At 64.2% G+C, this 25,502-nt stretch carries 27 protein-coding genes; 4 read left to right on the top strand and 23 right to left on the bottom strand.

The features are described 5' to 3' along the window. Nucleotides 1–36 precede the first annotated feature (36 nt). Complete coding sequence (locus IFT75_RS03595) at nt 37–1,035, top strand: sulfate ABC transporter substrate-binding protein (protein ID WP_122475851.1); 999 nt, start codon at nt 37–39, stop codon at nt 1,033–1,035. A 42-nt stretch (nt 1,036–1,077) separates the two neighbouring features. On the opposite strand, the gene IFT75_RS03590 is transcribed toward IFT75_RS03595, so the two are convergent. From IFT75_RS03590 to ccmA, 10 genes are all read right to left on the bottom strand, one after another. Further along, entirely contained in the window at nt 1,078–1,476 is a 399-nt protein-coding gene (locus IFT75_RS03590; RefSeq protein ID WP_192053366.1) for a hypothetical protein, read from the bottom strand. Between the two features lie 9 nt (nt 1,477–1,485). Further along, a complete protein-coding gene (gene ccmI / locus IFT75_RS03585; protein WP_192053364.1) occupies nt 1,486–2,685 on the bottom strand; it encodes a c-type cytochrome biogenesis protein CcmI in 1,200 nt (399 codons plus the stop codon). Continuing rightward, on the bottom strand, nt 2,682–3,167 hold the full coding sequence (locus IFT75_RS03580; RefSeq protein ID WP_192053446.1) for a cytochrome c-type biogenesis protein: 486 nt from the start codon (nt 3,165–3,167) through the stop codon (nt 2,682–2,684). The genes ccmI and IFT75_RS03580 overlap by 4 nt, the downstream gene beginning before the upstream one ends. Before the next feature lie 2 nt (nt 3,168–3,169). Beyond that, nucleotides 3,170–3,706, bottom strand: coding sequence for a DsbE family thiol:disulfide interchange protein (locus tag IFT75_RS03575; protein ID WP_192053362.1), 537 nt, complete (start codon nt 3,704–3,706; stop codon nt 3,170–3,172). Next, nucleotides 3,703–5,673: a heme lyase CcmF/NrfE family subunit gene (locus IFT75_RS03570; protein ID WP_192053444.1), complete on the bottom strand. Its 1,971-nt coding sequence runs from the start codon at nt 5,671–5,673 to the stop codon at nt 3,703–3,705. Before IFT75_RS03570 ends, IFT75_RS03575 begins: the two co-directional genes overlap by 4 nt. 11 nt (nt 5,674–5,684) lie before the next feature. Continuing rightward, nucleotides 5,685–6,128, bottom strand: coding sequence for a cytochrome c maturation protein CcmE (ccmE, locus tag IFT75_RS03565; RefSeq protein WP_122475863.1), 444 nt, complete (start codon nt 6,126–6,128; stop codon nt 5,685–5,687). Beyond that, on the bottom strand, nt 6,125–6,301 hold the full coding sequence (gene ccmD, locus IFT75_RS03560; protein WP_122475865.1) for a heme exporter protein CcmD: 177 nt from the start codon (nt 6,299–6,301) through the stop codon (nt 6,125–6,127). The genes ccmE and ccmD overlap by 4 nt, the downstream gene beginning before the upstream one ends. Continuing rightward, on the bottom strand, nt 6,298–7,062 hold the full coding sequence (locus tag IFT75_RS03555) for a heme ABC transporter permease (protein WP_185794566.1): 765 nt from the start codon (nt 7,060–7,062) through the stop codon (nt 6,298–6,300). The genes ccmD and IFT75_RS03555 overlap by 4 nt, the downstream gene beginning before the upstream one ends. Before the next feature lie 61 nt (nt 7,063–7,123). Then, nucleotides 7,124–7,792, bottom strand: a complete 669-nt coding sequence (gene ccmB / locus IFT75_RS03550) for a heme exporter protein CcmB (protein WP_122475867.1) — start codon at nt 7,790–7,792, stop codon at nt 7,124–7,126. Beyond that, a complete protein-coding gene (ccmA, locus tag IFT75_RS03545; RefSeq protein ID WP_192053360.1) occupies nt 7,789–8,421 on the bottom strand; it encodes a cytochrome c biogenesis heme-transporting ATPase CcmA in 633 nt (210 codons plus the stop codon). Before ccmA ends, ccmB begins: the two co-directional genes overlap by 4 nt. A 171-nt stretch (nt 8,422–8,592) precedes the next feature. Here ccmA and fliK point away from each other — a divergent pair, with 171 nt between their 5' ends. From fliK to IFT75_RS03530, 3 genes are all read left to right on the top strand, one after another. Then, nucleotides 8,593–10,158, top strand: coding sequence for a flagellar hook-length control protein FliK (gene fliK / locus IFT75_RS03540; protein WP_192053358.1), 1,566 nt, complete (start codon nt 8,593–8,595; stop codon nt 10,156–10,158). After that, on the top strand, nt 10,155–10,475 hold the full coding sequence (locus IFT75_RS03535) for an EscU/YscU/HrcU family type III secretion system export apparatus switch protein (RefSeq protein ID WP_192053356.1): 321 nt from the start codon (nt 10,155–10,157) through the stop codon (nt 10,473–10,475). Before fliK ends, IFT75_RS03535 begins: the two co-directional genes overlap by 4 nt. 197 nt (nt 10,476–10,672) lie before the next feature. Further along, nucleotides 10,673–13,423 (top strand): dermonecrotic toxin domain-containing protein, encoded by a 2,751-nt coding sequence (locus tag IFT75_RS03530; RefSeq protein ID WP_192053354.1) that lies wholly within the window; start codon nt 10,673–10,675, stop codon nt 13,421–13,423. A gap of 41 nt (nt 13,424–13,464) precedes the next feature. Here the strand turns inward: IFT75_RS03530 and IFT75_RS03525 are convergent, their stop codons facing one another. The 13 genes from IFT75_RS03525 to flhF form a co-directional block, all read right to left on the bottom strand. Continuing rightward, complete coding sequence (locus IFT75_RS03525; RefSeq protein WP_049858773.1) at nt 13,465–13,857, bottom strand: DUF2802 domain-containing protein; 393 nt, start codon at nt 13,855–13,857, stop codon at nt 13,465–13,467. After that, on the bottom strand, nt 13,858–14,337 hold the full coding sequence (locus IFT75_RS03520; protein ID WP_043186096.1) for a chemotaxis protein CheW: 480 nt from the start codon (nt 14,335–14,337) through the stop codon (nt 13,858–13,860). A 40-nt stretch (nt 14,338–14,377) separates the two neighbouring features. Next, nucleotides 14,378–15,247 (bottom strand): CheW domain-containing protein, encoded by an 870-nt coding sequence (locus IFT75_RS03515; protein WP_192053352.1) that lies wholly within the window; start codon nt 15,245–15,247, stop codon nt 14,378–14,380. Beyond that, nucleotides 15,247–16,035: a ParA family protein gene (locus IFT75_RS03510; protein ID WP_192053350.1), complete on the bottom strand. Its 789-nt coding sequence runs from the start codon at nt 16,033–16,035 to the stop codon at nt 15,247–15,249. Before IFT75_RS03510 ends, IFT75_RS03515 begins: the two co-directional genes overlap by 1 nt. 55 nt (nt 16,036–16,090) lie before the next feature. Further along, on the bottom strand, nt 16,091–16,975 hold the full coding sequence (motD, locus tag IFT75_RS03505; RefSeq protein ID WP_185794517.1) for a flagellar motor protein MotD: 885 nt from the start codon (nt 16,973–16,975) through the stop codon (nt 16,091–16,093). Between the two features lie 11 nt (nt 16,976–16,986). Next, nucleotides 16,987–17,727: a flagellar motor protein gene (locus IFT75_RS03500; RefSeq protein WP_192053348.1), complete on the bottom strand. Its 741-nt coding sequence runs from the start codon at nt 17,725–17,727 to the stop codon at nt 16,987–16,989. After that, nucleotides 17,727–18,851 (bottom strand): protein-glutamate methylesterase/protein-glutamine glutaminase, encoded by a 1,125-nt coding sequence (locus IFT75_RS03495; RefSeq protein ID WP_192053346.1) that lies wholly within the window; start codon nt 18,849–18,851, stop codon nt 17,727–17,729. Before IFT75_RS03495 ends, IFT75_RS03500 begins: the two co-directional genes overlap by 1 nt. Nucleotides 18,852–18,867: 16 nt before the next feature. Continuing rightward, entirely contained in the window at nt 18,868–21,042 is a 2,175-nt protein-coding gene (locus IFT75_RS03490; protein ID WP_192053344.1) for a chemotaxis protein CheA, read from the bottom strand. A gap of 58 nt (nt 21,043–21,100) precedes the next feature. After that, nucleotides 21,101–21,889, bottom strand: a complete 789-nt coding sequence (locus IFT75_RS03485) for a protein phosphatase CheZ (RefSeq protein WP_185794514.1) — start codon at nt 21,887–21,889, stop codon at nt 21,101–21,103. A gap of 19 nt (nt 21,890–21,908) precedes the next feature. Beyond that, complete coding sequence (locus IFT75_RS03480) at nt 21,909–22,283, bottom strand: chemotaxis response regulator CheY (RefSeq protein WP_090362272.1); 375 nt, start codon at nt 22,281–22,283, stop codon at nt 21,909–21,911. 197 nt (nt 22,284–22,480) lie between these two features. Beyond that, nucleotides 22,481–23,227, bottom strand: a complete 747-nt coding sequence (fliA, locus tag IFT75_RS03475; RefSeq protein WP_240998692.1) for an RNA polymerase sigma factor FliA — start codon at nt 23,225–23,227, stop codon at nt 22,481–22,483. Then, the gene (gene fleN / locus IFT75_RS03470) at nt 23,221–24,054 is read right to left on the bottom strand and encodes a flagellar synthesis regulator FleN (protein ID WP_122475888.1); all 834 of its coding nucleotides are present in this window, start codon (nt 24,052–24,054) and stop codon (nt 23,221–23,223) included. Before fleN ends, fliA begins: the two co-directional genes overlap by 7 nt. A gap of 118 nt (nt 24,055–24,172) precedes the next feature. After that, nucleotides 24,173–25,492 (bottom strand): flagellar biosynthesis protein FlhF, encoded by a 1,320-nt coding sequence (gene flhF / locus IFT75_RS03465; protein ID WP_192053342.1) that lies wholly within the window; start codon nt 25,490–25,492, stop codon nt 24,173–24,175. Nucleotides 25,493–25,502: the final 10 nt, after the last annotated feature.

Below are 25,502 nucleotides of genomic sequence, written 5' to 3'. Positions count from 1 at the left end.
CGCCTATTTCCAAGAACGCTCGAAGAGGGAACTGCAGTGAAGAAATTGATCGGTGCCTCGCTGTTGGCGGCAGGCTTGACCCTGACCGGCCTGGCCCAGGCCGCGCCCAGCCTGCTCAACGTCTCGTACGACGTGATGCGCGACTTCTACAAGGACTACAACAGCGCCTTCCAGAAACACTGGCAGGCTGAACACAACGAAGCGATCACCGTGCAGATGTCCTTCGGCGGTTCGAGCAAGCAGGCGCGCTCGGTGATCGACGGCCTGCCGGCCGATGTCATCACCATGAACATGGCCACCGACATCAATGCCTTGGCCGACAATGGCAAGCTGGTGCCTGACAACTGGGTCACGCGCCTGCCGAACAACAGCGCACCATTCACCTCGGCGACCGTGTTCATCGTCCGCAAGGGCAACCCCAAGGCGCTCAAGGACTGGCCCGACCTGCTCAAGGACGGCGTGCAGGTCATCGTCCCCAACCCCAAGACGTCCGGCAACGGCCGCTACACCTACCTGTCGGCGTGGGGCTATGTGCTGAAGAACGGCGGCGACGAAAACAAGGCCCGCGACTTCGTCGGCAAGCTGTTCAAGCAGGCGCCGGTACTCGACACCGGCGGCCGCGGTGCAACCACCACGTTCATGACCAACCAGATCGGCGATGTGCTGATCACCTTCGAGAACGAAGCGGAAATGATCGCCCGCGAGTTTGGCCGCGATCAGTTCGAAGTGGTCTACCCCAGCGTGTCCGCCGAGGCCGAGCCGCCGGTCAGCGTGGTCGACAAGGTGGTCGACCGCAAAGGCACGCGCGCCGCAGCCGATGAATACCTGAAGTACCTGTGGTCGCCCGAAGGCCAGGAGATCGCCGCCAACAACTACCTGCGCCCCCGCGACCCTGCGGTGTTGGCCAAGTACACCGACCGCTTCCCAAAGGTTGAATTCCTCTCGGTGGAGAAGACCTTCGGCGACTGGCGCAGCGTGCAGAAGACCCACTTCAACGACGGTGGCGTGTTCGACCAGATCTATACCGGCCAGTAACGGCGGTCAACGCTGGCTGGCCTGCTTCACGGCGGCTAGGGTTCAGGGATGCTTGCGGCCCAATCCGGCCGGCACGCCGGTGGTGTCGGTGGCTTCCCAAGGCCCCTTGGGACTGGTGGCCCAGCTCCAGCCATCATTCCACCGGTAGTAGGTACGCTGCCGGTAGTAGGTGTCGGGCTGATCCTCAAGCACATAGACGCCCAGGCTCGGGTCCCAGTGACTGGCACCACCGGGCGGCGGCGCGAAGCTGGCCGAGGTGCGCGGCAGGGGCTTGGGTGCAGGCGGTGCGGGCGGCGCAGGCGGGGTCGGCGCCGTGTTCGGTCCGACTGGTGGCAGGGTCTGCACCGGCGGCCGGGGCTCCGGTTCGGACGGGCGCTGCACGGCGCAGGCACTCATGCCCAGGGCCAGGCCGATCACGGCCATTCGAGCTAAACGGTTCATGGCATCTCTCTAAAGGTCGGGACTGTCGATCATCAATTGCTGCACGGCGGCGCTGTCACTGGCAATCGGCGCACCGCGTGCCAGCCATTCGCCCTGAGTGGGCTGGCCGGCCCTGGATATCCGGGCGATGAGTTGGACTTCGGCAAAGTTCGACAGTTTCAGCTGTGGCATCATCGCGTCGCTGTCCGCCAGCTCGACCTGCGCCGGGAGGTCAGCGACCGTCAGGCGCTTGACCGCCAGCGGCATTGGTGGCCCGGACACCGCGCGAGCAAAGACGAACACGCTGTCACCCGGCTGCACCTTGGCGACCAGCGCGGGCGCCAGCGTCACCCGCACCTTCAACCCGGCGCGCGCTGGCGTGGGCCGCGAGGCTGGCGGTGTGTCGGCGGACGCCAGTTGGCTACGAGCGCGCGCGATTCCACCCTGCAATGCCGTGCGTGCCGGGTCCGCATCCGGCAACGTTGCCAGCAGCCGCTCCCAGTAGCCGATGGCTTGTTCGAAGCGCTGGCTCTCGAAGGCGGCGATGCCGAGCAAGCCAAGGCTGGTTGGCTCCTTCGGATCGCCCAGCAGTGCTTCGTCGGTCAACGCCTGGATGGGTTCGGACCACTGCTTGCCCGCAGCAAAATACAGCGCCTGCGCCCACTGCCCCAAAACCTCGGGCTGCCGCCCGGCCAGGGACGCCGCACGCTCGAACAGCGCGGCTGCTTGCGCTGGGCGATTCTGCGCCATGTAGGTTCGTCCCAGGATGTAAATGCCCTCTACGGCCTCTGGCTGCATCTGCACCGCCTGCTCCAGGCGCGCCTTCATCTGCGCCACGGACGTGGGCGGCACGGCGAACTCGCGGCTCAACTCGACCTGGTCGCTGGCGCCGTAATGCAGGTACAGCACCAGCCCCACGACCGGCACCAGCAGCGCCGCGGCCAGCGGTACCGCGCGGCCCAGGCGGACATCCGACGCCGTCTGGCTGCCGTCGGTATCGGTGAGCAGCTCACGGGCCGCTTCCGCCTGGCCGCTTTCCAGCTGTGCGGGAGTCAGTACACCCGCCCTTTGCTGGGTGTTCAGCTCGGCCAGTCGCTCTTGGTACAGCGCCACGTTGAGTGCCGTACGGTCTTGCTCGGGCTGCTCGCGACGAGCCCGCAGCAACGGCACCAGCACGAAACTCAGTGCAACCAGCAGCAACAGCCCGGCAGCGAGCCAGAAATCGATCATGGGTGGTCTTCATCCAGCGGTTTTTGGGCAAGCAAGTCAGCCAGGCGAGCCCGCTCGCCCGGGTCGAGATCGCGCGGGCTGGTGGCCGGTTGCCGACGTCGGCGGCGCACCGTCACCGCGATCACCCCCACGCCGGCCACGAGCAACGCCGCCGGGCCGAACCAGAGCAGCGCGGTGCGCGCGGTCAGCGCCGGTCTGTAGCGGACGAATTCGCCATAGCGGTCGACCATGAACTCGATGATCTGCTCGTCGCTCTTGCCTTCGGTCAACAGCCGATGGATCTCCCGGCGCAGGTCGCCGGCAATGGGCGCATTGGAATCGGCGATGTCCTGGTTCTGGCACTTCGGACAACGCAACTGCTGAGTCAACTGGTGAAAGCGCTCGCGCAAGTCGTCATTGGCGAACCTATAGGTGTCGATGGCGGCGTGCGCCGCTCCGGCCAGGCTCGACAGCAGCACGCAGGTCAGCAGCCAGCGTTTCAGGTTCATGGTCGGGCCTCGTCGAGCAGCGCCTGGTACAGCGGCGCCAACTGCTCGCGCCATACGGTCTGGTCGATGACACCTACCCACTTGTGGCGAATCACCCCGCGGGCGTCGATGAGAAAGGTCTCCGGCGCGCCATAAACGCCCAGATCAAGGCCCAGAGTGCCGTCCTTGTCATTGATGTCCAGCGCGTAGGGGTTGTGATAGTCCGCCAACCAGCGGCGCGCGGCTGCGTTGTCATCCTTGTAGTTGATGCCGTAGATCAACACGCCCTGCCGGGCCAGCGTGTTGAGCAGCGGATGCTCGACCCGACAGGCCACGCACCAGGTGCCCCAGACATTGACCAGTGCGGGCTTGCCCAGCAGGTCGGCGCGGGTCAATGTCCGTTCGCCCGGGGTATCGGCCAGGCTGAACGCGGGAAACGGCTTGCCGATCAGCGCCGACGGCAGCTGTGCCGGGTCCAGGTGGAGGCCGCGGTAAAGCAGCACCGCCACTATCAGGAATGCGCCCAAGGGCAGCGCCAGCAGCCAACGCTTCATGCCGGGGCTCCTTTGCCGAGTACGTCACGCACGCGCGCTTTGACCTTGAGCCGATAGCGCTTGTCCAGCGCGGCGAGCAATCCCCCCAGCCCCGTCAGCAACCCGCCCAGCCAGATCCAGCGCACGAACGGCTTGACGTGGATGCGTACGGCCCACGCACCGTTTTCCAGCGGTTCACCCAGGGCAACGTAGAGGTCGCGGGTAAAACCGGCGTCGATGCCTGCCTCGGTCATCACCGATTGCTGAACGGTGTACAAACGCTTTTCGGGATGCAGCAAGCTGACCTGTATACCCTCGAGCAGGACCTGGATGCTGCCACGCTGAGCGGTGAAATTCGGCCCGCGATGAGACTCGGCACCGTTGAAGATGAATTGATAGCCACCCAGTTCCACTGCATCGCCCGGTGCCATGCGCAGGTCGCGCTGGGCACTGTCGTGGCTAGACAGCACCACGCCCAAGGCACAGACGGCGATGCCCAAGTGGGCCAGTTGCATGCCCCAGTAGCTGCGCGGCAAGCCAGCCAGGCCTCGGCGAAAGCCCGTGTGACGGGTCTTGTCGTGCAGGTCGCGGGCACCGGCCAGCAGCACCCAGGCAGCCAGCGCAAAGATGGTCAATACCGGCCAGGCAAAATCCCCCAGGCACCACGCTGCCAGCGGCGCCAGCAAGGCACTGCCGATCAACACAGGCACCAGCATGCCCCGCAACCAGGCCGTTGGCGTGTGTTTCCAGCGCACCAGCACACCGACCGCCATGGTCAGCATCAGCAGCGCCATCAAGGGCACGAACAGCGCATTGAAATAGGGTGGGCCGACCGACAGCTTGGCGCCGGTCAGGGCATCCAGGGCCAGCGGATACAACGTACCCAGCAGAATCATGGAGGCGGCCACCAGCAGAATCAGGTTGTTGCCCAGCAGCAGGGTTTCGCGCGACCACAGGCCGAAGCCCACATGACTCTTGACCACCGGCGCGCGCAGCGCAAACAGGGTCAGCGAACCACCTACCACGAACAACAGGAAGATCAGGATGAACACCCCGCGCGTTGGGTCGGACGCGAACGCGTGCACCGAGGTCAGCACGCCCGAGCGCACCAGGAAGGTTCCCAGCAGGCTCAGGGAAAACGCGGCGATGGCCAGCAGCACCGTCCAGCTCTTGAACACGCCGCGCTTCTCGGTGACCGCCAGCGAATGGATCAGCGCGGTACCCACCAGCCAGGGCATGAACGAGGCGTTCTCCACCGGGTCCCAGAACCACCACCCGCCCCAGCCCAGTTCGTAGTACGCCCACCATGAGCCCAGGGTGATGCCGATACCCAGAAAGCTCCACGCCACCATCGTCCATGGACGTGACCAGCGTGCCCAGGCCGCGTCCAGCTTGCCGCCCAGCAGCGCGGCAATGGCGAAGGCAAAGGCCACCGAAAAACCGACGTAGCCCATGTACAGCATGGGCGGGTGAACGATCAGGCCGATGTCCTGCAGCAAGGGGTTGAGGTCGCGGCCGTTGGCGGGAATCTGCGGCAGCACCCGAGCGAAGGGATTGGACGTCAGGATCAGGAACAGCAGGAAGCCGACGCTGATCATGCCCATCACTGCCAGCACCCGTGCCAGCATCACCTGCGGCAACTGCCGCGAGCCGATCGACACGGCGAAGGTCCAGCCGCCCAGGATCAGCGCCCACAGCAGCAACGAGCCCTCGTGGGCACCCCATACCGCGCTGAACTTGTAGTACCAGGGCAAGGCGCTGTTGGAGTTTTCGGCCACGTAGCGCACGGAAAAGTCGTCGTTGAGGAAGCTTGCGGCCAGGCAGGCGAACGCCAGCACCAAGAACGTGAACTGGCCCCACGCAGCCGGCCGCGCCAGGCCCATCCACAGCAGGTCGCCGCGCCAGGCACCAACCAACGGCACACTGGCCTGCACCAGGGCCAGACACAGCGCCAGGATCATCGACAATTGGCCCAGTTCGGGCACCAGCAGCGCAGCGATCATGGCGAAGCTTCCATTCGGCCGGAGTCTTTCAAGGCTTTGGTGACTTCCGGGGGCATGTATTTCTCGTCGTGCTTGGCCAGTACCTCGTCCGCCTGCACCACGCCGGCAGCGTTCAGGGTGCCGAGGGCGACGATGCCCTGCCCCTCGCGAAACAGGTCGGGGAGGATGCCGCGGTAGGTGATGGTGACGCTGCGCTGGAAGTCGGTAACCACGAAGCGGACATCCAGCGAGTCGCCGGAACGCTGCAGCGAGCCCCGCTCGACCATGCCGCCGGCGCGAATGCGCGTGCCCACCGGCGCCTCGCCATTGGCGATCTGGGTCGGCGTGTAGAACAGGTTGATGTTCTGCTGCAATGCACCCAGGGCCAGGCCCACGGCAAGCGCGACACCTGCCACCAGGGCGAGGATGAGCGTCAGGCGTTTTTTGCGTAGCGGATTCACGGTCGACCCTCCCGGCGCAGACGTCGCGCTTCCTGTTGCAGGTGACGTCGCCGAGCCAGCAGCGGTCCGGCCACGTTGACCACCAGCACCAGCAGGCACAGGCCATAGGCCGACCAGACGTAGACGCCGTGGCGCCCCATGCTCAGAAACTCGCCGAACGAATCGAAGCTCATGGCGCGGCCTTCGTTTTCAAGGCACCGGCCAGGTACTCCCGGACCCAGCGGCTGCGAGCTTCACGTCTGAGCACTTCCAGGCGCATGCGCAACAACAGCACGGCGCCGAAGAAACAGTAGAAGCCGAGCACCGTGAGCAGCAGCGGCAACCACATCTGCGCGGGCATCGCCGGTTTTTCGGTCAGGCTGAACGTGGCGCCCTGATGCAGGGTGTTCCACCACTGCACCGAATACTTGATGATCGGAATGTTGACCACGCCGACGATGGCCAGTACCGCACAGGCCTTGGCCGCGTTCTCGCGGTTGCCGATGGCCTGCCCCAGGGCAAGCAGCCCCAGGTAGAGAAACAGCAGGATGAGCATGGAGGTCAGGCGCGCATCCCAGACCCACCAACTGCCCCACGTCGGTTTGCCCCAGATGGCGCCCGTGGCCAGCGCCAACACGGTCATCCAGGCGCCCACCGGTGCGGCGCATTGCAGCGCGATGTCGGCGATCTTCATCTTCCACACCAGCCCGACCACGCCGGCCAGCGCCATCATCACGTAGCAGGACTGGGCAAGCATGGCTGCTGGCACGTGAATGTAGATGATGCGAAAACTGTTGCCCTGCTGGTAATCCGGCGGCGCGAAAGCCAGCCCCCAGACAACGCCCGTGCCGATCAGCAGTGCCGCCGCCGCGCTCAACCACGGCAGCAGGCGTCCGCTCAGGGCATGGAATGCCTTGGGCGAGCCGAGCTTGTGAAACCACGTCCAGTTCATCACCTTGTTTTTCATGACCCCGTATCCAAAAGCATGAGCCAGACGCACACGCGGCCTGGCCCGTTCATTCGCCGACACTGATCTTCAGCCCCGCCGCGATGGCGAAAGGCGCCAAGGTCACCGACAACGCTGTCAGGCTGCCCAGCCACAACAGGTAACCCGTGGCTGGCAGCTGCTGCAACGACGCCTGCAGGGCGCCACTGCCCAGAATCAGCACCGGGATGTACAACGGCAGCGTCAGCAGCGCCAACAGCAGGCCGCCGCGCTTGAGCCCGACCGTCAACGCCGCCCCCACTGCGCCGAGCAGGCTGAGCACCGGGGTGCCGAGCAGCAACGACAGCAACAGCACCGGCAGGCAGCGCTCGGGCAGCCCGAGCATCAGCGCCAGCAGCGGGGAGACGAGCACCAGCGCCAGCCCGGAAAACAGCCAGTGCACCAGCACCTTGGCCAGCACCAGCAAGGGCAGTGGATGTTCGGACAATATCCATTGTTCCAGCGAACCGTCCTCCAGATCGCTGCGAAACAGGCCGTCGAGTGACAGCAGCACGGCCAGCAGTGCCGCTACCCATACCAGGCCGGGGGAAAGACCTTGCAGCACTTGCATCTGCGGACCCACGGCCAGCGGGAACAGCGCGATGACGAGGGCGAAAAACACCAGCGGGTTGGCCAGCTCGGCGGGCCGTCGACACAGCAGCCGTGCTTCGCGCTTGAGCAACAGGACGAAAACACTCATGCCGCCTGCGCGTCCAGTTCCAGCCGCCGGTAGCTGCCGGGGGTCTGCGCCAGCAGATGGTGGGTGGTCAGCACGACCATGCCGCCTCGCTCGCAGTGTCCGACCAGGTGCCGTTCCAACTGCTCCACTGCCTGTGCATCGAGTGCAGTGAACGGCTCGTCGAGAATCCACAGCGGCGGGCCGGGCAGATGCAGACGAGCAAGCGCCACGCGGCGCCGCTGGCCGGCTGAAAGCCGGTGACACGGCACGTCTTCGAAACCGCGCAGGCCGATCGCCGCCAATGCCGCCCAGATGCGCTCGCGACTGGCCGGAGTGTGCAGCGCGCAGAGCCAGGCCAGGTTTTCCTCAGCGCTGAGTGTCTCGTTGATGCCGGGCGCGTGACCGATCCATACCAGCGGGCAGCCACGTTCGCCCCGGTGTGCGGTCTGCGTCTGCGCCGTCAGCGCGACCTGCCCTTCAGCGGGCTGCATCAACCCGGCCAGCAGGCGCAGCAGGCTGGTCTTGCCACAGCCGTTGGGGCCGCACACCTGAAGCATGTCGCCGGCTGCCACCTGTACCTGCAGACGCTCGAACAGCAGCCGCCCATCGCGCTCGCAGGATAGATCGATGGCGTGCAGGTATGGGGTCAAGACTCGGCCTTATGAAATCGGATCGCACGTCACGGCGTCGAGCCGTGTTCAAGTTCTGCAGGGCATGGCCGCTATACTTCCATGGCACTGTATAGCAGAGCCGGCCGCAGTGGCCGCGCATTATACATGCGCAGCTCACGCCCAAGGGCGCAACCGACACAGGTTTCATCCATGCCTGACCTGATCAGCAACCTAGCCGCGCTGCCGTCTGCCAGCGGAGCCGCGCGCGCCAGTGCCTCGAACACCGAGATGGTGAAGATCACCCAGCCACTGGACAACCTGCTGGCCCTGGGCGAGACAGTCGACGCCGAGGTGGTGTCGGTCAAGGCCGGCGCCCAGGACTTTCAACTGCTGCTGCGCCTGAGCCTGGCCGGTGGCGGGGTGGCGACGATCACCGCCAGCAGCCTGCAACCGCTGCCCCAGGGCACTGCATTGCTGGTTTCGCACCTGGCCGGCGGCGCGGCCCTGGTCGCCACCCAGGAGCGCGGCAACGGCGCCCCGCTGACCCTGACCCGCATCGACACCCAGGCATTGCCGGTGGGCACGCTGTTGCAGGGCAAGGTTAGCAGCAGCCAGATGCTGCCGCAGATCGCCGGGCAGCCGGCGGTGTATCGGGCCATGGTGACCCTGCTCAACACCGCTCAGGCGGGCAATATCCTGGCCATCGAGAGCCCTCAGCCGCTGCGCCTGGGCAGCCTGCTCAGCGCCCAGGTGATGAGCGACCGCAGCCTGAATTTCGTGCCCTTGAGCGGGCGCATGGACCAACTGGCCGTGGCCCAGCAATTGGGCGCCCAGCAAGCTCGGCAGGGTTCCTTGGACAGCCTCCTGAGCGCTGTGCAGAGCCTGCGGCAGAACCCGGAACTCGCGCCACCGACGCGGGCGGGCCTGGAGCGCCTGTTGGCCAGCTTGCCGGACATGCAGCAAATGGTCGACCCGAAAACCGTTGCACAGGCCGTGGTCGCCAGCGGCGCATTCCTGGAAGCCAATCTGCTCAACGGCCAACCGGCACCCGATCTCAAGTCGGCGCTGCTGCGCCTGATGGCGCAGATCGCGCCTGCTGCGGTGCCCAATCCGGCGGCGCAACCGGCGGTGGCGGCCAATGTGCTCGCTCAGGTGCTGCCGGGGCGCGTGCGCAATGCCCTGAATGCCTGGGGGCAGGTCAGCGAAAAAATCGTCCCGGCAAGCTTTCCCCTGCCCGCCCGCACGGCGCAGAAAAGCGAAGGCGAAGACGATCTCGAACACCTGCTGCGCCTGGCCGGTGCGGCGGTGGCGCGCCTGCAGAGTCATCAGCTCGCTGGCCTGGAACAGACCGGGCGTACCCCAGATGGCGCCACGCAGACCACCTGGCAACTGGAGATCCCCATGCGCCACCTGCACGATTTCATCCCGCTGCAGGTCAAGGTGCAACGCGAAGACCCACCACCGGACCAACAGCCCCACGACAAGAACGAGCCCAGGCCCGCCCAGGAAAAGATCTGGCGCCTGGACCTGGCCTTCGATCTGGATGCACTGGGCCCGCTGCAGGTGCAGGCGCAACTGGCTCACGGCAGCCTCTCCAGCCAGTTGTGGGCACAACGGCCTGCCACCGCCCTGCTCATCGAGAACCAGTTGGACAATCTGCGGCAGCGCCTGCAGGCCAGCGGTTTGAACGTGGCCGATCTGCAGTGCCATCAAGGCACCGCCCCCCAAGGCGCTCGTACGCGACTGGAACAACGCTGGGTGGATGAAACCGCATGAACGAACGAGCCCCACGCCAAGCCATCGCCCTGCGCTACGACGGCCAGAAGGCACCTACCCTCACTGCCAAGGGCGACGATGAGCTGGCTGAAGCGATTCTGGCCATGGCGCGCGAATACGAAGTACCGGTGTATGAAAATGCCGAGCTGGTGAAGATGCTGGCACGCATGGAACTGGGCGACAGCATCCCCCACGAGTTGTACCTGACCATCGCAGAGATCATCGCCTTTGCCTGGCACCTGCAAGGCAAGACCCCTTCCGGCTTCGAACTGGCGCCTGCGCCGGCCGAGCGAGACATCACGCCCAAAGCCTTGTAGCTCCTGGACCAGAAGGCTATTTCCCACCCCTCGAATCGAGTCTACGGCGATCGCGTCGATAGACTTTACCGGGCCGGTTTGCTATCGGCACCGGCGGCGGCCGCCCTAAACCGCCCTAAATAGTTACCACGTCCACCCGATGCGCCGAACGAATCATGGCCTGGCACGACTTTCCGTGCTCTGAAAGGAATACCGCCATGACTTCCCGATTCATCAGCCCGCAGGGTGTGCAAGCCGTCCGCGACGCCCTCCAGGATTACCCCAGGCCTGATCGCGCCGCTGCCGATGCGGTACGCAAGTGGGCGTCGAAACAGGGCCTGGAGCTGAATCCGGACAAGGTCGACGCCGTTACCCTGCACTATCAATTCAAAGGCCAGCGCTGCATCGCCAAGGTCGTGCGCAAGCTGACCATGACCCAGGCGCTGCTGTCGAACTGGCAGGGCGAATCGAACAATGATCTGATCGGCGCCGCCCTGCATGCTGCTTGGGCCGGCACCCCGCCGCCCTACTCGATCACCCTGGTCGACCATCTGGATGAAAAGGGTTTGTTCGACTATGGCAGCGAGTACCTGGTGTACAACGGCCTGTACCGGCAGACATCGTCGGCGGGCTACGACCCGGCCAACCACGTACGCCTTCCTGCCGAAGAGTTTCAACGCTTCATCTGGCACATGGACTTCCAGACGCCCTACAAGCACATGCTCAAGGGCTACTGGAAAAACGGACTGCAAGCCTACCGCGACGCGGCCAAAGTCAATTTCATCGCGGCCTGCAACAGGCAGACGAGCCACGCGAGCCTGAGCGATGCCGGTCGGATTCTGGCCTGGCAGATTGCAGGCCTGCTGCCGCGGCCCCATGCCGTACACGTCGCCTGCCTGAATATCTACGGCTATGCAGCGACCAATCTGCTGTGCCTGAAAAACACTGCGACCGGGCTGACGGTGCTGTACATACCCGGCAACAGCTCGCCGTTCCACGAATTCACCGACGAATCGTCGATGAAGCGGTGGGTGGCCAAGCACTGCAAGCATCCACACACGCGTCGAGCGCTCGAAGCACACTTTCCACCCGGCGACGAAGCCGACACGCTGGGTTTCAGTGGCCTCGCCACCGCGCTTACGGGTCTGGGCCTGTACCCCGCCTACCACCATTTCGATCCCGACAGACATCCCGGTTTCGCCACCAGCGGTTTGTGGGTACCCGAGGATACGGTCAACTACCGGACGAGCCACTACAGCCCGCCCATCGAAGGCGACCTGTTCATGGCCATGGCCCGCCAACAGAAGAAACGCAGCGAGCAGGACGCCGCGTTCATCATCGACACCGACAGCTCGGTAACCCAGGAAAAGTGGCGCGGCTACTTCACTTCGGCCATCAACACCCTGGCCCCGATCGCGATGGTGGTGCCGGAACTGGCGCCAATCTTTGCCCTGGGCGGCCTCGCTCAACTAGGCCTTGGGCTGGATCGGGCAATCAACGGGAAAAACCTGGAGCAGCGCGCCGCCGGCGCCGACGATGCGGTCTGGGGGATGCTCAATGCAACACCACTGCTGCACCTGCAGATTCCCCAAAGACCGGCAATCTTCCGCTTCAAGCGTGCCGAGTTCGTCATCCCGGCACGCATCAACGGCCAGCTCGGCTATCCGCTGAGCCCGGTGCAGGCTCCGCACCTTGCGGCCCTGGAGCCGGTTCTGGAGACCGCCTTCAGCCTGCCGCAATCGGTACAACCCGTGGCCGGGGCGGACCAGGCGCTTGGCGATGCCATCATTCGCGTGCCCAGCTACAGTGGCAGGCACGACCTTCTGGAATGTGAAATAGACGGATACGTCGCTGCCGTTCACTACGATGTGGAGCACGACGCCTTCGTCCAGAGCACCGACCTCAACGAGATCGATCCGCCGTGCTACGTGGCGCCGCAGCCTGGCGGGCGCTCGCTGTCGCGGTTGCCGAACGTCGCGCGGCCCGTCACCGACGCCCAGCGCGCGCAAACCCTGCGGGCGCTGGGGGTCGATCTGACACTGCCGCTGAGCCTTGGCGAACTGCGCCCACCGGTCATGAAAGCCATTGCGAAGAAAATCTCCTGCCTCTGGGTCGGCGACAAGGTCATCAGCGCTGCCTTGCTGGAAAACGTAGGACGCAATGCCGCCCTGCTGCGCGACAGCAGTTACCAATACCGCCTGTTCCTTTCCACGACCTCACCGCAAGCCTATGCGCGCAACGTCGAGCTGTTGGCCCAGCATGCGCCCTCGCTGCGAGTCATCCCGCTCGAACCGCATCCGCTGTACACGGCGTTCAAACGCAGTCGCTATTTTCGGCAATACCAGGCGGCCATCGAAGGCAACGGCGGCATCGCCACCAACTACGCTTCGGCATCCGACGTGCTGCGCTATCGAATTCTGAAAAGCGAAGGCGGCCTGTACATGGATATGGACGACAGCATCCTCGCACCCGGAGAGAAAACCCCCATGGGGCAGCTGGCCGAGCCCATCGACAGCGTACCGCTGCGCACGTCGGACCGAGGCCTGATCCTTTCGGTGCCCCTGTCCAATGAAACCCTGGGCATGAACATCCAGTTCGGCAACAGCATGATCGGCAGCCACGCGGGCAATCCGACCCTGGATGCAGTGTCGCAAACGATGCTGGAGCGCTTCGAGGCGCAGCCACGGTTCTACGATAGCCGTCCGGATCGGGCGACCGATCCCGAAGGCTTCCAGCGTTATGCCATTACCTTGAACCACATCAGCGGGCCCGGTGCACTCAACCACACCATCAGCCAGCGGTTGCTTGAGCTGGCGCAGTACCGCGAAGCGTGGAACCTGGCGGCGTTGCCGATCCGCGACATCAACGGCGTCCTCGACTGGTCGGGGTTCAACGATGCGTATCGGACACTCACGCCACTCAACCGCTTTTCGCGGGTAGGCAGCAGCCTGAGCTGGACCCACACCTGAGTGACACCGCCGGATGCTGACGAGCAACAGACACTAGGCGATCAGCCGCGGTGCAGTTTGCTCATCAGCTCGGCCTCGGCCTGGGTGAGGCCGCAGGCCTGGGTCAGCTCATCCACCGACGCGCCCATGGCCACCAGCTTGCCCGCCTGGGCAAACGACAGGCTGCCGGGGTCGCGTTGCTCGAGCTGGGCCAGCTTCTCCGGCAATGGCCCAACCACCGCGCGCAACTCGTGCAGTGCTTCGCCCAGGCGCACGTTGAGATTCTGGTAATCGTCCAGGCGCTTGGTCAGCTCGCGCAGCCGCTGATCGCGCAGCGCATCGCCTGCCGCCTGTTCAGCAGCCAGCAGGCGCTGGCTTTTCTGGTAGGACAGGAACAGCGAGACCGTTCCAACCCACAGCACCGCCAGCAGGACGACTGCAACCTCGAAGATCAATCAGATATTCTCCAGCTCGGACCACTCTTCTTCGGACATCATCTTGTCCAGCTCGACAAGAATCAGCAGTTCGCCATTCTTGTTGCACACGCCCTGAATGAACTTGGCCGACTCGTCGTTACCGACGTTGGGCGCCGTTTCGACTTCGGACTGGCGCAGGTAGACCACCTCGGCCACGCTGTCGACCAGAATCCCTACCACCTGCTTGTCGGCCTCGATGATGACGATGCGCGTATTGTCGCTGACATCGCTGGAATCCAGACCGAAGCGCTGACGCGTATCGATCACCGTGACCACGTTACCGCGCAGGTTGATGATACCCAGCACGTAGCTGGGCGCACCCGGCACCGGTGCGATTTCGGTGTAGCGCAACACTTCCTGCACCTGCATCACATTGATGCCGTAGGTTTCATTGTCCAGACGGAAGGTGACCCACTGCAGGATCGGATCTTCGGAACCTTGGGCGGACGACTTCTTCATGCTACTAACCCCTCAAATGCCATGACGGCGGCGTGTTCATTCAATTCTTGACGATAGCGGTGGTGGCGGCAGGCTTGCCTGGCGCCGAGGCGACTGGACGCAGATGGCGTGCGCCGCCACTGGCGATCAGCTCGGCCAGTTCGGCGACGTCCAGCAGCGCGCACATGTGTTCGATGACGGTTCCCGCCAGCCATGGCCGCTGGCCGCGCTGACTGCGCCACTTGATCTCGTTGGGGTCCAGGCGCAGCGAGCGGCTGACCTGGTGCACGGCCAGACCCCACTCGTAGCCCTGCACCGAAATCACGTACTGCAACCCCTGGCGGAAATCGTCGCGGTAGCGATCGGGCATCACCCAGCGCGCGGTGTCGAGCACTTTCAGGTTGCCACTGTTGCTGGGCAGGATGCCGAGAAACCAGTCGGGCTGGCCGAACAATGGCGTCAGGGTCTGGCCAGCCAATGCATAGATCGAACCCAGGCACACCAGCGGCACGGCCAGGGTCAGCCCGGCAACGTCGAACAGTAGGCACTCGAACGGCTCGGCGGCCCAGCTGGGGCGGCCATCTACGGTTACCGAGAGCGGCTGCAGACTTGCCGACGGCAGATGGACATCGACCACCGGTGCGACCAGCGCCGACTCGGCCGACGGGATTAAGTCGGCAATGGGCGTGGGCACCTGCCCCTGCACCGGCGGCGAAAGCACTGGCACCGGCACTGGCACTGGTACCGGCTGCAGGCTTGCAGCATCGCGCACCTGTTCCTCGAGCACGGCTGCCTGGAACTCGTCGAGTCTGTCCAGGCCGGCGTCGAGATCCAGCGCTTCGAACGCCTCGGTGGCTTCATGCAACAGGCCGTCCAGGTAGGACTGCAAGGCCACCTGGGGCCGTTGGGCAATATCGACGGGACGGTTCATCAGGCTACCTGCGCGACGAGTTGTTGGGCCAGCAAATGCTTGAGCAAGGCCCGGTAGGCGACCACGGCCCGGCTCTTGCCGTCGAAGCGCGAGGGTGTCTGTCCGGCCCGGCTGGCGTCGCGCAGACGCGTGTCGACCGGGATGTAACCCGGCCATATGTGCTGCGGGTAATCGTCGCGCAAGGTGCGCAGGGTGCTCAGCGACGCCTGGGTACGACGGTCGAACAACGTCGGAACGATGCTGTATGGCAGGGCCTGGCGGCGCGAACGGTTGATCATGGTCAGGGTGCTGACCATGCGCTCCAGGCCTTTGACTGCCAGGTGCTCGGTCTGTACCGGGATCACCAGTTGCTGGCTCGCCGCCAATGCATTGACCATGAGCACGCCCAGCAGCGGCGGGCTGTCGATCACGGCGTAGTCGAAATCCTGCCACAGTTGCGCCAGGGTCTTGGCAATCACCAGGCCCAGGCCGCTCTGCCCAGGTTGCTGGCGCTCCAGCGTCGCCAGTGTGGTGCTCGAAGGCAGCAACGAGACGTTGACCTCGCCGGTCGGCAGCAGCAGTTGATGAGCCAGGCCTGGCGGCACGGCGCCCTTGTGCAGGAACAGGTCGTAACAGCTGTGCGCCAGTTCATCGGGGTTGTGCCCGAAATAACTGGTCATCGAGCCATGCGGATCGAGATCGACCATGACCACGCGCTTGCCCGCCTCGGCGAGCAAACCGGCCAAGGCGATCGAAGTCGTGGTCTTGCCTACCCCGCCTTTTTGATTGGCTACTGCCCAGACTCTCATGGTGATAATTTCCCCTCGGTAAACGGCGCACTACCGAGATAGTGAAGCTTTCGGGTTATGGGCCGGGCGGCGGACTTTTGACAGACCCAGGCGCGGACGGCACGGTTAAGGGCGTCTTTGCAGTTTGTGTGCCAGCCCGGCGCAATGCTGCATCCGGCTGGGCGTTGGCGCTGCCAGAACTGGTGATGCTGCGACGCACGTCAAGGTTGCGCGAAATGACCAGCACCACCCGACGGTTGCGCCCTCTTCCATCGGCGCTGGCGTTGTCGGCCACCGGCTGGAACTCACCATAACCGACCGCCGCCATGCGCCGCGGGTCGATGCCTTCCATGGCCATCATGCGCACAATGCTCGCTGCCCGAGCGGTCGACAGCTCCCAGTTGGTCGGGAACTGCGCAGTGCTGATGGGCAGGTTGTCGGTGAAACCCTCGACATGAACCGGATTGTCGAAGGGCTTGAGAATGCCCGCCACCTTGTCGACGATGGCGAACGCCATGTCGCTGGGCATGGCATCGCCACTGCCGAACAGCAGGCTGGACTTGAGTTCGATCTCGATCCACAGCTCGTTGCCGCGCACGGTCAGTTGATCCGAGGCAATCAGGTCGCCGAACGCCTGACGGACATTGTCGGCAATGGTCTGCAATGGGTCGACCGCCTCGCCGATGGCCGCTTCCGATTGCTCGCTGTCGGTGACCAGCGGCTGCACAGGACGGGTGGTCAAGGGTCGCTCCTCGCCGATCGGGATGGGCCTGACGCTGCGGTCCGGGTCGCTGAACACCCCCACCAGCGCCTGCGACAAGACCTTGTACTTGCCTTCGTTGACCGACGAGATCGAATACATCACCACGAAGAAAGCGAACAGCAAGGTGATGAAATCGGCGTAGGACACCAGCCAGCGCTCATGGTTTTCCGGCTCTTCGAGGCGACGACGACGGGCCATGCCATGCTCTCCTAGTCGAGGTAGCCTTGCAGCTTCATTTCGATCGAGCGTGGGTTCTCACCTTCGGCGATGGACAGCAGCCCTTCGAGCAGCATTTCCCGATAGGCCGCCTGACGCTGAGCGAGCGCCTTGAGCTTGTACGCCACCGGCAGCAAAAGCAGGTTGGCGCTGGCTACACCGTAGATGGTCGCCACGAACGCCACCGCGATGCCGTTGCCCAGCTGGCTGGGGTCGGCCAGGTTGCCCATGACGTGGATCAAGCCCATCACCGCACCGATGATGCCGATGGTGGGCGCATAGCCACCCATGCTTTCGAACACCTTGGCTGCCTGCAAATCACGGGTTTCACGGTTGTACAGATCGACTTCGAGCACGCTGCGGATGGCCGCGGCCTCGGCGCCATCGACCAGCAGTTGCAGCCCCTTTCGCGCGTAGTCGTCGGGCTCGGCTTCGGCACTGGCTTCCAGCCCGAGCAAGCCTTCCTTGCGCGAGACCAGGCTCCAGTTCACCACACGATCGATACCGCCGGCCATGTCGATCCTGGGCGGAAAGAGAATCCAGCGCACATTGTGCAGTGCGCGCTTGAAAGCGCTCATGGGTGACTGGATCAGCGCCGCCGCCAGCGTGCCACCGACCACGATCAGCGCGGCAGGACCATTGAGCAGCGCCGACAGGTGGCCACCCTCGAGAAAATTGCCACCGATGATGGCAACGAACGCGAGGATGATCCCGATCAGGCTGAGTACATCCATCAGCCGCACGCCTCGACCAGGTGCCGGCCAATGTCGTCGAGGCTGTAGATGGCGTCGGCCAGGCCAGCCTTGACAATGGCCATGGGCATGCCGTAGATCACGCAGCTTGCTTCGTCCTGGGCCCAGATGTGACTGCCGCCCTGCTTGAGCAGGCGCGCGCCCTCTCGACCGTCGGCGCCCATACCAGTGAGTACCACCGCCAGCACCTTGTCGCCGTAGGACTTGGCCGCCGAACCGAAGGTGATGTCCACGCAGGGCTTGTAGTTCAGGCGCTCGTCACCGGGCAGAATCTTCACCGCGCCGCGGCCGTCGATCATCATCTGCTTGCCGCCGGGTGCCAGTAACGCCAGCCCGGGACGCAGCACGTCGCCATCCTCGGCTTCCTTGACGGTGATCCGGCAGAGCTTGTCGAGACGCTCGGCGAAGGCGCGAGTGAAGGCCGCAGGCATGTGCTGGACCAACACAATCGGCGTTGGAAAATGGGCCGGCAGCTGGGTCAGTACACGCTGAAGCGCCACCGGCCCTCCGGTGGAAGTACCGATGGCCACCAGTTTGTAAGGCTTGCGCCGCGGCGTCGCACTGCTGGCGGTCGGCGCCGGCGCCCGCACCGGCGTCACCGGTGCTGGCGTACGCGTCGGCACGGGCCGCGACGGTGTCAGGGCGGCTGGAGAGGCAGCGGCCGCGAGCGCCGGAGCGGGCGTGGCCATGTGCGCACCCAGCCGGCGGTTGCTGCGCGAGAGTGTGTGGATCTTCTCGCAGAGCATCTGCTTGACCTTCTCGGGGTTGCGAGAAATGTCTTCGAAATTCTTCGGCAGGTAATCCACCGCCCCCGCGTCGAGGGCGTCGAGGGTTACCCGCGCGCCCTCGTGGGTGAGGGAGGAAAACATCAGGACCGGGGTGGGACAGCGCTGCATGATATGACGCACGGCAGTGATGCCGTCCATCATCGGCATCTCGTAGTCCATGGTGATCACATCGGGTTTGAGCGCCAGAGCCTGGTCAATCGCTTCGCGGCCATTGGTAGCGGTCCCGACCACCTGGATGGTGGGGTCCGACGAAAGAATTTCCGAGACGCGGCGGCGGAAAAAACCGGAATCATCCACCACCAGGACCTTGACTGCCATAAACACTCCACTACGATCAGATACGCCGTGCGGCGTAGCGCTTGAGCATGCTCGGTACATCGAGGATCAAGGCGATTCGGCCGTCACCGGTGATGGTCGCGCCGGACATGCCGGGCGTGCCCTGCAGCATCTTGCCCAGCGGCTTGATCACCACTTCTTCCTGCCCGACCAACTGGTCGACCACGAAACCGATGCGTTGGGTGCCGACCGACAGGATGACCACGTGGCCCTCGCCCTGCTCCTCGTGGGCCGCCGACTTGACCAGCCAGCGCTTGAGGTAGAACAACGGCAGCGCCTTGTCGCGCACGATGACCACTTCCTGGCCATCGACGACGTTGGTACGCGAGAGGTCCAGGTGGAAGATCTCGTTGACGTTGACCAGCGGGAAGGCGAACGCCTGGTTGCCCAGCATCACCATCAGCGTCGGCATGATTGCCAGGGTCAGCGGCACCTTGATGACGATCTTCGAGCCCTGGTCCTTGGCCGAGTAGATGTTGATCGAGCCATTCAGCTGGCTGATCTTGGTCTTGACCACGTCCATGCCGACGCCGCGGCCCGACACGTCGGAGATTTCCGTCTTGGTGGAAAAACCCGGTGCGAAAATCAGGTTGTAGCAGTCGGACTCGCTGAGGCGGTCGGCGGCGTCGCGGTCCATCAGGCCCTTTTCCACGGCCTTGGCGCGCAGGACCGCAGGGTCCATGCCCTTGCCGTCATCGCTGATCGACAACAGGATATGGTCGCCTTCCTGCTCCGCCGACAACACCACGCGCCCACCGCGCGCCTTGCCATTGCGTTCGCGCTCTTCCGGCGTCTCGATGCCGTGGTCGACGGCGTTGCGCACCAAGTGCACCAACGGGTCGGCCAGGGCCTCGACGAGATTCTTGTCCAGGTCGGTTTCTTCACCGACCAGTTCCAGGTTGATTTCCTTCTTCAACTGCCGGGCCAGGTCGCGGACCAGCCGCGGGAAACGCCCGAAGACCTTCTTGATCGGCTGCATGCGCGTCTTCATGACGGCCGTCTGCAGGTCGGCCGTCACCACGTCGAGGTTCGAGACTGCCTTGGACATGGCTTCGTCGCTGCTGTTGGCGCCCAGGCGCACCAGGCGGTTACGCACCAGCACCAGCTCGCCGACCATGTTCATGATTTCGTCCAGGCGCGCGGTATCGACCCGTACGGTCGTCTCGGCTTCGCTGGCGACCGGTTTCTCGGCCACCGGTGCACGTGCAGGGGCTGGCTCGACCTTGCGCGGTGCCGCCACCGGCGCGGGCGCGGCCGGAGCAGGCTGCGTCTCGGGCAGGCTGGCGACATCGCTGAACTTGCCCTTGCCATGCAGTTGGTCGAGCAGTGATTCGAACTCGTCGTCGGTGATCTGGTCGCTCGTGGGAGCCTGAGCCTGAGCCTGCGCAGGCGGTGGCGTGACCGCATCGGCAGTGAACGTACCCTTGCCATGCAACTGGTCGAGCAGCGCCTCGAACTCGTCGTCGGTGATCTCGTCGCCAGACGCACCCACGGCAGCCTGCGCCGAAGCGGCTGGCGATGCCGCAGCCGGCGCCAGCGCATCGACCGCGAACTGACCCTTGCCGTGCAGTTGGTCGAGCAGCGACTCGAATTCGTCGTCGGTGATATCGTCGCTGGCCGCGCCGTGCTGTGCAGCAGCGGACGCGGTGGGCGCGGCGGCCTGCGCTTTGGCCGCGCTTAAGGAATCGAGCAATTGCTCGAACTCGCTGTCGGTGATGTCTTCGCCCGGCGTCGAGGCGGGCGCCGCAACGGGCACCGCCACGGACGGCGCAACGACCGCCGCAGCCGGTTCGGCCAGGCGCGCCAGGGCATCGAGCAACTGGGGGCTGGCCGGCGTGACCGGGGAGCGTTCACGCACCTCGGTGAACATGCCGTTGACCGCGTCCAGCGCTTCGAGAACGACATCCATGAGTTCGGCGTCGACCCGGCGCTCACCTTTGCGCAAGATGTCGAAGACGTTCTCGGCGATATGGCAGCACTCCACCAGCTCGTTGAGCTGGAGGAAGCCGGCGCCGCCTTTTACAGTGTGAAAACCGCGAAAAATTGCATTGAGCAAGTCGGCATCATCGGGACGGCTTTCCAGCTCGACCAGTTGTTCGGACAGTTGCTCGAGAATTTCGCCGGCCTCTACCAGGAAATCCTGAAGGATTTCTTCGTCGGCGCCGAAGCTCATGTGGATGCTCCCTGGAATACGTGATTAACGGTCAACACAGTCAGGCGCAGGCGGTGGCCTAGAAGCCCAGACTGGACAGCAGATCGTCGACATCGTCCTGACCGGATACGACGTCTTCACGTTTATCGGCATGGATCTGCGGACCTTCACCCTTGGCGGGATGTTTTTCTTGATCTTTTTCGGCGCGGAGCTGTTCGTGATCATGCTGGATGCCGGCGAAGCGATCGACCTGGCTGGCCATCAGGACCAGTTTGAGCAGGTTGCTCTCCACTTCGGTGACCAGCGCGGTGACACGCTTGATGACCTGGCCGGTGAGGTCCTGATAATCCTGGGCCAGCACGATGTCGTTGAGGTGGCTGGCGACTTCGCGATTGCCCTGCTCGCTGCGGGTCAGGAAGCTGTCGACCCGGCGCGCCAGTTCGCGGAACTCGTCGGCGGCCACTTCGCGGCGCATGAAGCGCTGCCAGTCGGCGCTCAAGGCACTGGCTTCGGCACTCAGCGTATTGAGCACCGGGGTGCTCTGCTCGACCAGATCCATGGTGCGGTTGGCCGCGTTTTCGGTCAGGCGTACCACATACGACAGACGTTCGGTCGCATCGGTGATCTGCGAAACCTCTTCGGCCTGGGGGATGTTCGGATCGATCTGGAAACTGACGATTGCGCTGTGCAGCTCGCGCGTAAGCTTGCCCACTTCCTGATACAGGCCGCGATCGCGGGTCTGGTTCAGTTCGTGGATCAATTGCACCGCGTCGCCGAAACGGCCTTTTTCAAGGCTGTCGACCAGCTCCACGGCGTGTTTTTTCAGGGTCGACTCGAAGTCCCCCAACGTGCTTTGTTTGTGGTCCATTGCGCCCCCATTGCAGACTTCAGCTATTGACGCGCTCGAAAATCTTTTCGATTTTTTCTTTCAGCACTTGCGCAGTGAAAGGCTTGACCACATACCCGTTGACCCCGGCCTGGGCGGCTTCGATGATCTGCTCGCGCTTGGCCTCGGCGGTGACCATCAGCACCGGCAGGTGCTTGAGGCGATCGTCGGCGCGCACCTGGCGCAGCAGGTCGATGCCGGACATGCCAGGCATGTTCCAGTCGGTGACGAGAAAATCGAAGTTGCCGCTGTGCAACATCGGCAAGGCGGTGTTGCCATCATCGGCCTCGGCGGTGTTGGTGAAGCCCAGGTCACGCAGCAGGTTCTTGATGATGCGCCGCATCGTCGAGAAATCGTCGACGATGAGGATTTTCATGTTCTTGTCCAATTAGACCTCCAGCAGTCTTGAACACGCCCAGCCCCTGGACGTGCATAACAATCGAATTCGCCTGAGCCACTTGCCGCTGCAGATCCCCTACCCGCGCTATGTCAGCGGGCCTCTTCACGGCGGTCTCGACCTGTGTGGGAGCGGGCTCTGCCCGCGACAAAGCCCGCACCGGTCTTGCCGTTCCTTCAGCGTGCCCGCCATTCCCCCAGGCGCCCGCGAAGTCGCGCCGCGCACTGGCTGTGCAACTGGCTTACCCGCGATTCGCTGACACCCAGTACCTCGCCGATTTCCTTGAGGTTCAGCTCTTCGTCGTAATACAACGACAGGACCAGCTTCTCGCGCTCGGGCAGGTTGGCGATGGCCTCGGCCAGCGCGCCTTGAAAGCGTTCGTCCTCGAGATCCCGCGAGGGCTCCAGCGAACCGCTGGCGCCGTCTTCGTGCAGGCCCTCGTGCTCACCGTCCTGCAGCAGATCGTCGAAACTGAACAAGCGGCTGCCCAGGGTATCGTTCAGGATCCCGTAGTAATCATCCAGACTCAGACTAAGTTCGGCAGCGATCTCGTGATCTTTAGCGTCGCGACCGGTTTTCGACTCGATTCGGCGAATGGCATCACTGACCATGCGGGTATTGCGGTGCACCGAACGCGGCGCCCAGTCGCCCTTGCGCACTTCGTCGAGCATGGCGCCGCGGATACGAATACCGGCGTAGGTCTCGAAACTGGCCCCTTTGCTCGAGTCGTACTTGGTCGAGACCTCCAGCAGACCGATCATGCCGGCCTGGATCAGGTCTTCCACCTGCACGCTGGCTGGCAGACGCGCCAGCAGGTGATAGGCGATACGCTTGACCAGCGGCGCGTATTGCTCGATCAGCTGATGCTGCTGCGAGTCGCGCGACGCCTTGCTGTACATACGGTATCCGCTGGCACTCATGATACGGGCCCTGCGCTGGTTTGCTGGACCAGGCGTTCGACGAAGAACTCCAGGTGGCCACGGGGGTTGGCCGGCAAAGGCCAGGTGTCTACTTTCTGCGCGATCGCCTTGAAGGCCAGCGAGCATTTGGAACGGGGGAACGCCTCGTACACGGCGCGCTGCTTCTGCACGGCCTTGCGCACCGACTCATCGTAGGGCACGGCGCCGACGTACTGCAGGGCAACGTCGAGGAAGCGATCGGTCACCTTGGTCAGCTTGGCGAACAGATTGCGCCCTTCCTGGGGGCTCTGCGCCATGTTGGCCAGGACCCGGAAGCGGTTCATGCCGTAATCGCGGTTGAGCAGCTTGATCAAGGCGTAGGCATCGGTGATCGAGGTGGGCTCGTCGCATACCACCAGCAGGACTTCCTGGGCGGCGCGGACAAAGCTCACTACCGATTCGCCGATACCGGCGGCGGTGTCGATGATCAGTACGTCGAGGTTGTCGCCCACATCGCTGAAGGCCTGGATCAGGCCGGCATGCTGGGCCGGGCTCAACTGCACCATGCTCTGGGTACCCGAGGCTGCCGGCACGACACGGATGCCGCCGGGGCCCTGCAACATCACGTCGCGCAGTTCGCAGCGACCTTCGATCACATCGGCCAGGGTGCGCTTGGGGGTCAGGCCCAGCAACACGTCGACGTTGGCCAGGCCAAGGTCGGCGTCCAGCAACATGACCCGGCGGCCGAGCTCGGCCAACGCCAGGGACAAGTTCACTGACACATTAGTCTTGCCGACGCCACCTTTGCCGCCGGTCACCGCGATCACCTGTACGGGATGCATGCTGCCCATGTTCGTTCTTTACCTTGTCTAGACCGAGGCCACACGAGTGGCTGCCAGTTCGATTGCTCGAGTGTTTCCTGGCAACCCTACGATGCAGGAAGAGTGTGCTTGCATAACGTTCTTCACCTCAGCCAACTCGCTTGTCGGGGCTGTGGTAGAGACCCGCGAACATATCGGCCATGGCCTCTTCGCTGGGCTCTTCTTGCATTTGCACGCTCACTGCGCGGCTGACCAACTGGTGCCGGCGCGGCAAATGCAAGTCATCGGGAATGCGCGGCCCATCGGTAAGATAGGCAATCGGCAGTTCCTGAGTGATGGCCAGGCTCAGCACTTCGCCGAGACAGGCCGTTTCATCCAGTTTGGTCAGGATGCACCCGGCCAGACCGCAACGCTTGTAGCTATGGTACGCCGCGCTGAGCACCTGCTTCTGGCTGGTAGTAGCCAGCACGAGGTAGTTGCGCGCATTGATCCCGCGTCCGGCCAGGCTTTCGAGCTGCATGCGCAGGGCCGGATCGCTGGCTTGCAGGCCAGCAGTGTCGATCAATACCACGCGCTTGCGCAGCAGGGGTTCCAGGGCCTGTACCAATGACTGGCCCGGATCGACCTGAGTCACCGATACATTGAGAATGCGGCCCAGGGTCTTGAGTTGTTCCTGGGCACCGATGCGAAAGCTGTCCATGCTCACCAGCGCCACGCTCTGGGAACCGTACTTGAGCACATAGCGGGCCGCCAGCTTGGCCAGAGTGGTGGTCTTGCCCATGCCAGCCGGGCCGACCATGGCGATCACGCCACCTTCTTCGAGCGGTTCCACTTCCGGTGTACGGATCATACGCGCCAAGTGCGCCAGCAGCATCCGCCATGCCTGCCGAGGTTCGTTGATTTCACTGGTCAGGCTGAGCAGCTCGCGAGCGATCGGGCCGGACAAGCCGATGCGCTGCAAACGACGCCACAGATTCGCCTGCGCCGGCTTGCTGCCTTGCAGCTGGGTCCAGGCCAGGGAGCCCAGCTGCACTTCCAGCAGTTGGCGCAAACCGTTGAGTTCGGAACGCATGGAATCGAAAAGACGTTGGTCGACGGCAGGCTGTGGCGCCGGGGCCGCCTGCACACGCGGTGGCTCTTCGCGACGCGGCTCGACCAGCGGCTCGGCGGCGGTCAACGGCAGGCCGGCAACCAGCTGGCGGTTGGTGGCCGCATCGCTCTCGCCACGTGTGCTCAGCTCGGCCTGGGCCGAAACGATGCGCGATTGGGTCTTGCGCAGCTCTTCTTCCAACTCGAGGTTGGGCACGCGCGGCGCCAGGGCCGACAGCTTGTAGTCCAGCGCTGCGGTCAGCTCGACGCCGCCGGCGATGCGACGGTTGCCAATGATGGCAGCGTCGGCGCCCAGCTCATCGCGGACCAATTTCATGGCCTGACGCATGTCGGCGGCGAAAAATCGCTTCACTTGCATAACCCACTAC

This window comes from Pseudomonas sp. CFBP 8758 (genome assembly GCF_014841725.1).
Taxonomy (GTDB): Bacteria; Pseudomonadota; Gammaproteobacteria; order Pseudomonadales; family Pseudomonadaceae; genus Aquipseudomonas; species Aquipseudomonas baltica.
The sequence above is the reverse complement of the archived record's forward strand: the minus strand, read 5'-3'. Positions and strand labels throughout refer to the sequence as shown.

What these genes read in the sequence shown, in the direction of transcription:
- IFT75_RS03590 (WP_192053366.1), bottom strand. Translation starts at nt 1,476, where the DNA reads ATGAACCGTTTAGCTCGAATGGCCGTGATCGGCCTGGCCCTGGGCATG.
- ccmI (WP_192053364.1), bottom strand. Translation starts at nt 2,685, where the DNA reads ATGATCGATTTCTGGCTCGCTGCCGGGCTGTTGCTGCTGGTTGCACTG.
- IFT75_RS03575 (WP_192053362.1), bottom strand. Translation starts at nt 3,706, where the DNA reads ATGAAGCGTTGGCTGCTGGCGCTGCCCTTGGGCGCATTCCTGATAGTG.
- ccmD (WP_122475865.1), bottom strand. Translation starts at nt 6,301, where the DNA reads ATGAGCTTCGATTCGTTCGGCGAGTTTCTGAGCATGGGGCGCCACGGC.
- ccmB (WP_122475867.1), bottom strand. Translation starts at nt 7,792, where the DNA reads ATGAGTGTTTTCGTCCTGTTGCTCAAGCGCGAAGCACGGCTGCTGTGT.
- fliK (WP_192053358.1), top strand. Translation starts at nt 8,593, where the DNA reads ATGCCTGACCTGATCAGCAACCTAGCCGCGCTGCCGTCTGCCAGCGGA.
- IFT75_RS03535 (WP_192053356.1), top strand. Translation starts at nt 10,155, where the DNA reads ATGAACGAACGAGCCCCACGCCAAGCCATCGCCCTGCGCTACGACGGC.
- IFT75_RS03530 (WP_192053354.1), top strand. Translation starts at nt 10,673, where the DNA reads ATGACTTCCCGATTCATCAGCCCGCAGGGTGTGCAAGCCGTCCGCGAC.
- IFT75_RS03520 (WP_043186096.1), bottom strand. Translation starts at nt 14,337, where the DNA reads ATGAAGAAGTCGTCCGCCCAAGGTTCCGAAGATCCGATCCTGCAGTGG.
- IFT75_RS03515 (WP_192053352.1), bottom strand. Translation starts at nt 15,247, where the DNA reads ATGAACCGTCCCGTCGATATTGCCCAACGGCCCCAGGTGGCCTTGCAG.
- IFT75_RS03510 (WP_192053350.1), bottom strand. Translation starts at nt 16,035, where the DNA reads ATGAGAGTCTGGGCAGTAGCCAATCAAAAAGGCGGGGTAGGCAAGACC.
- motD (WP_185794517.1), bottom strand. Translation starts at nt 16,975, where the DNA reads ATGGCCCGTCGTCGTCGCCTCGAAGAGCCGGAAAACCATGAGCGCTGG.
- IFT75_RS03500 (WP_192053348.1), bottom strand. Translation starts at nt 17,727, where the DNA reads ATGGATGTACTCAGCCTGATCGGGATCATCCTCGCGTTCGTTGCCATC.
- IFT75_RS03495 (WP_192053346.1), bottom strand. Translation starts at nt 18,851, where the DNA reads ATGGCAGTCAAGGTCCTGGTGGTGGATGATTCCGGTTTTTTCCGCCGC.
- IFT75_RS03490 (WP_192053344.1), bottom strand. Translation starts at nt 21,042, where the DNA reads ATGAGCTTCGGCGCCGACGAAGAAATCCTTCAGGATTTCCTGGTAGAG.
- IFT75_RS03485 (WP_185794514.1), bottom strand. Translation starts at nt 21,889, where the DNA reads ATGGACCACAAACAAAGCACGTTGGGGGACTTCGAGTCGACCCTGAAA.
- IFT75_RS03480 (WP_090362272.1), bottom strand. Translation starts at nt 22,283, where the DNA reads ATGAAAATCCTCATCGTCGACGATTTCTCGACGATGCGGCGCATCATC.
- fleN (WP_122475888.1), bottom strand. Translation starts at nt 24,054, where the DNA reads ATGGGCAGCATGCATCCCGTACAGGTGATCGCGGTGACCGGCGGCAAA.
- flhF (WP_192053342.1), bottom strand. Translation starts at nt 25,492, where the DNA reads ATGCAAGTGAAGCGATTTTTCGCCGCCGACATGCGTCAGGCCATGAAA.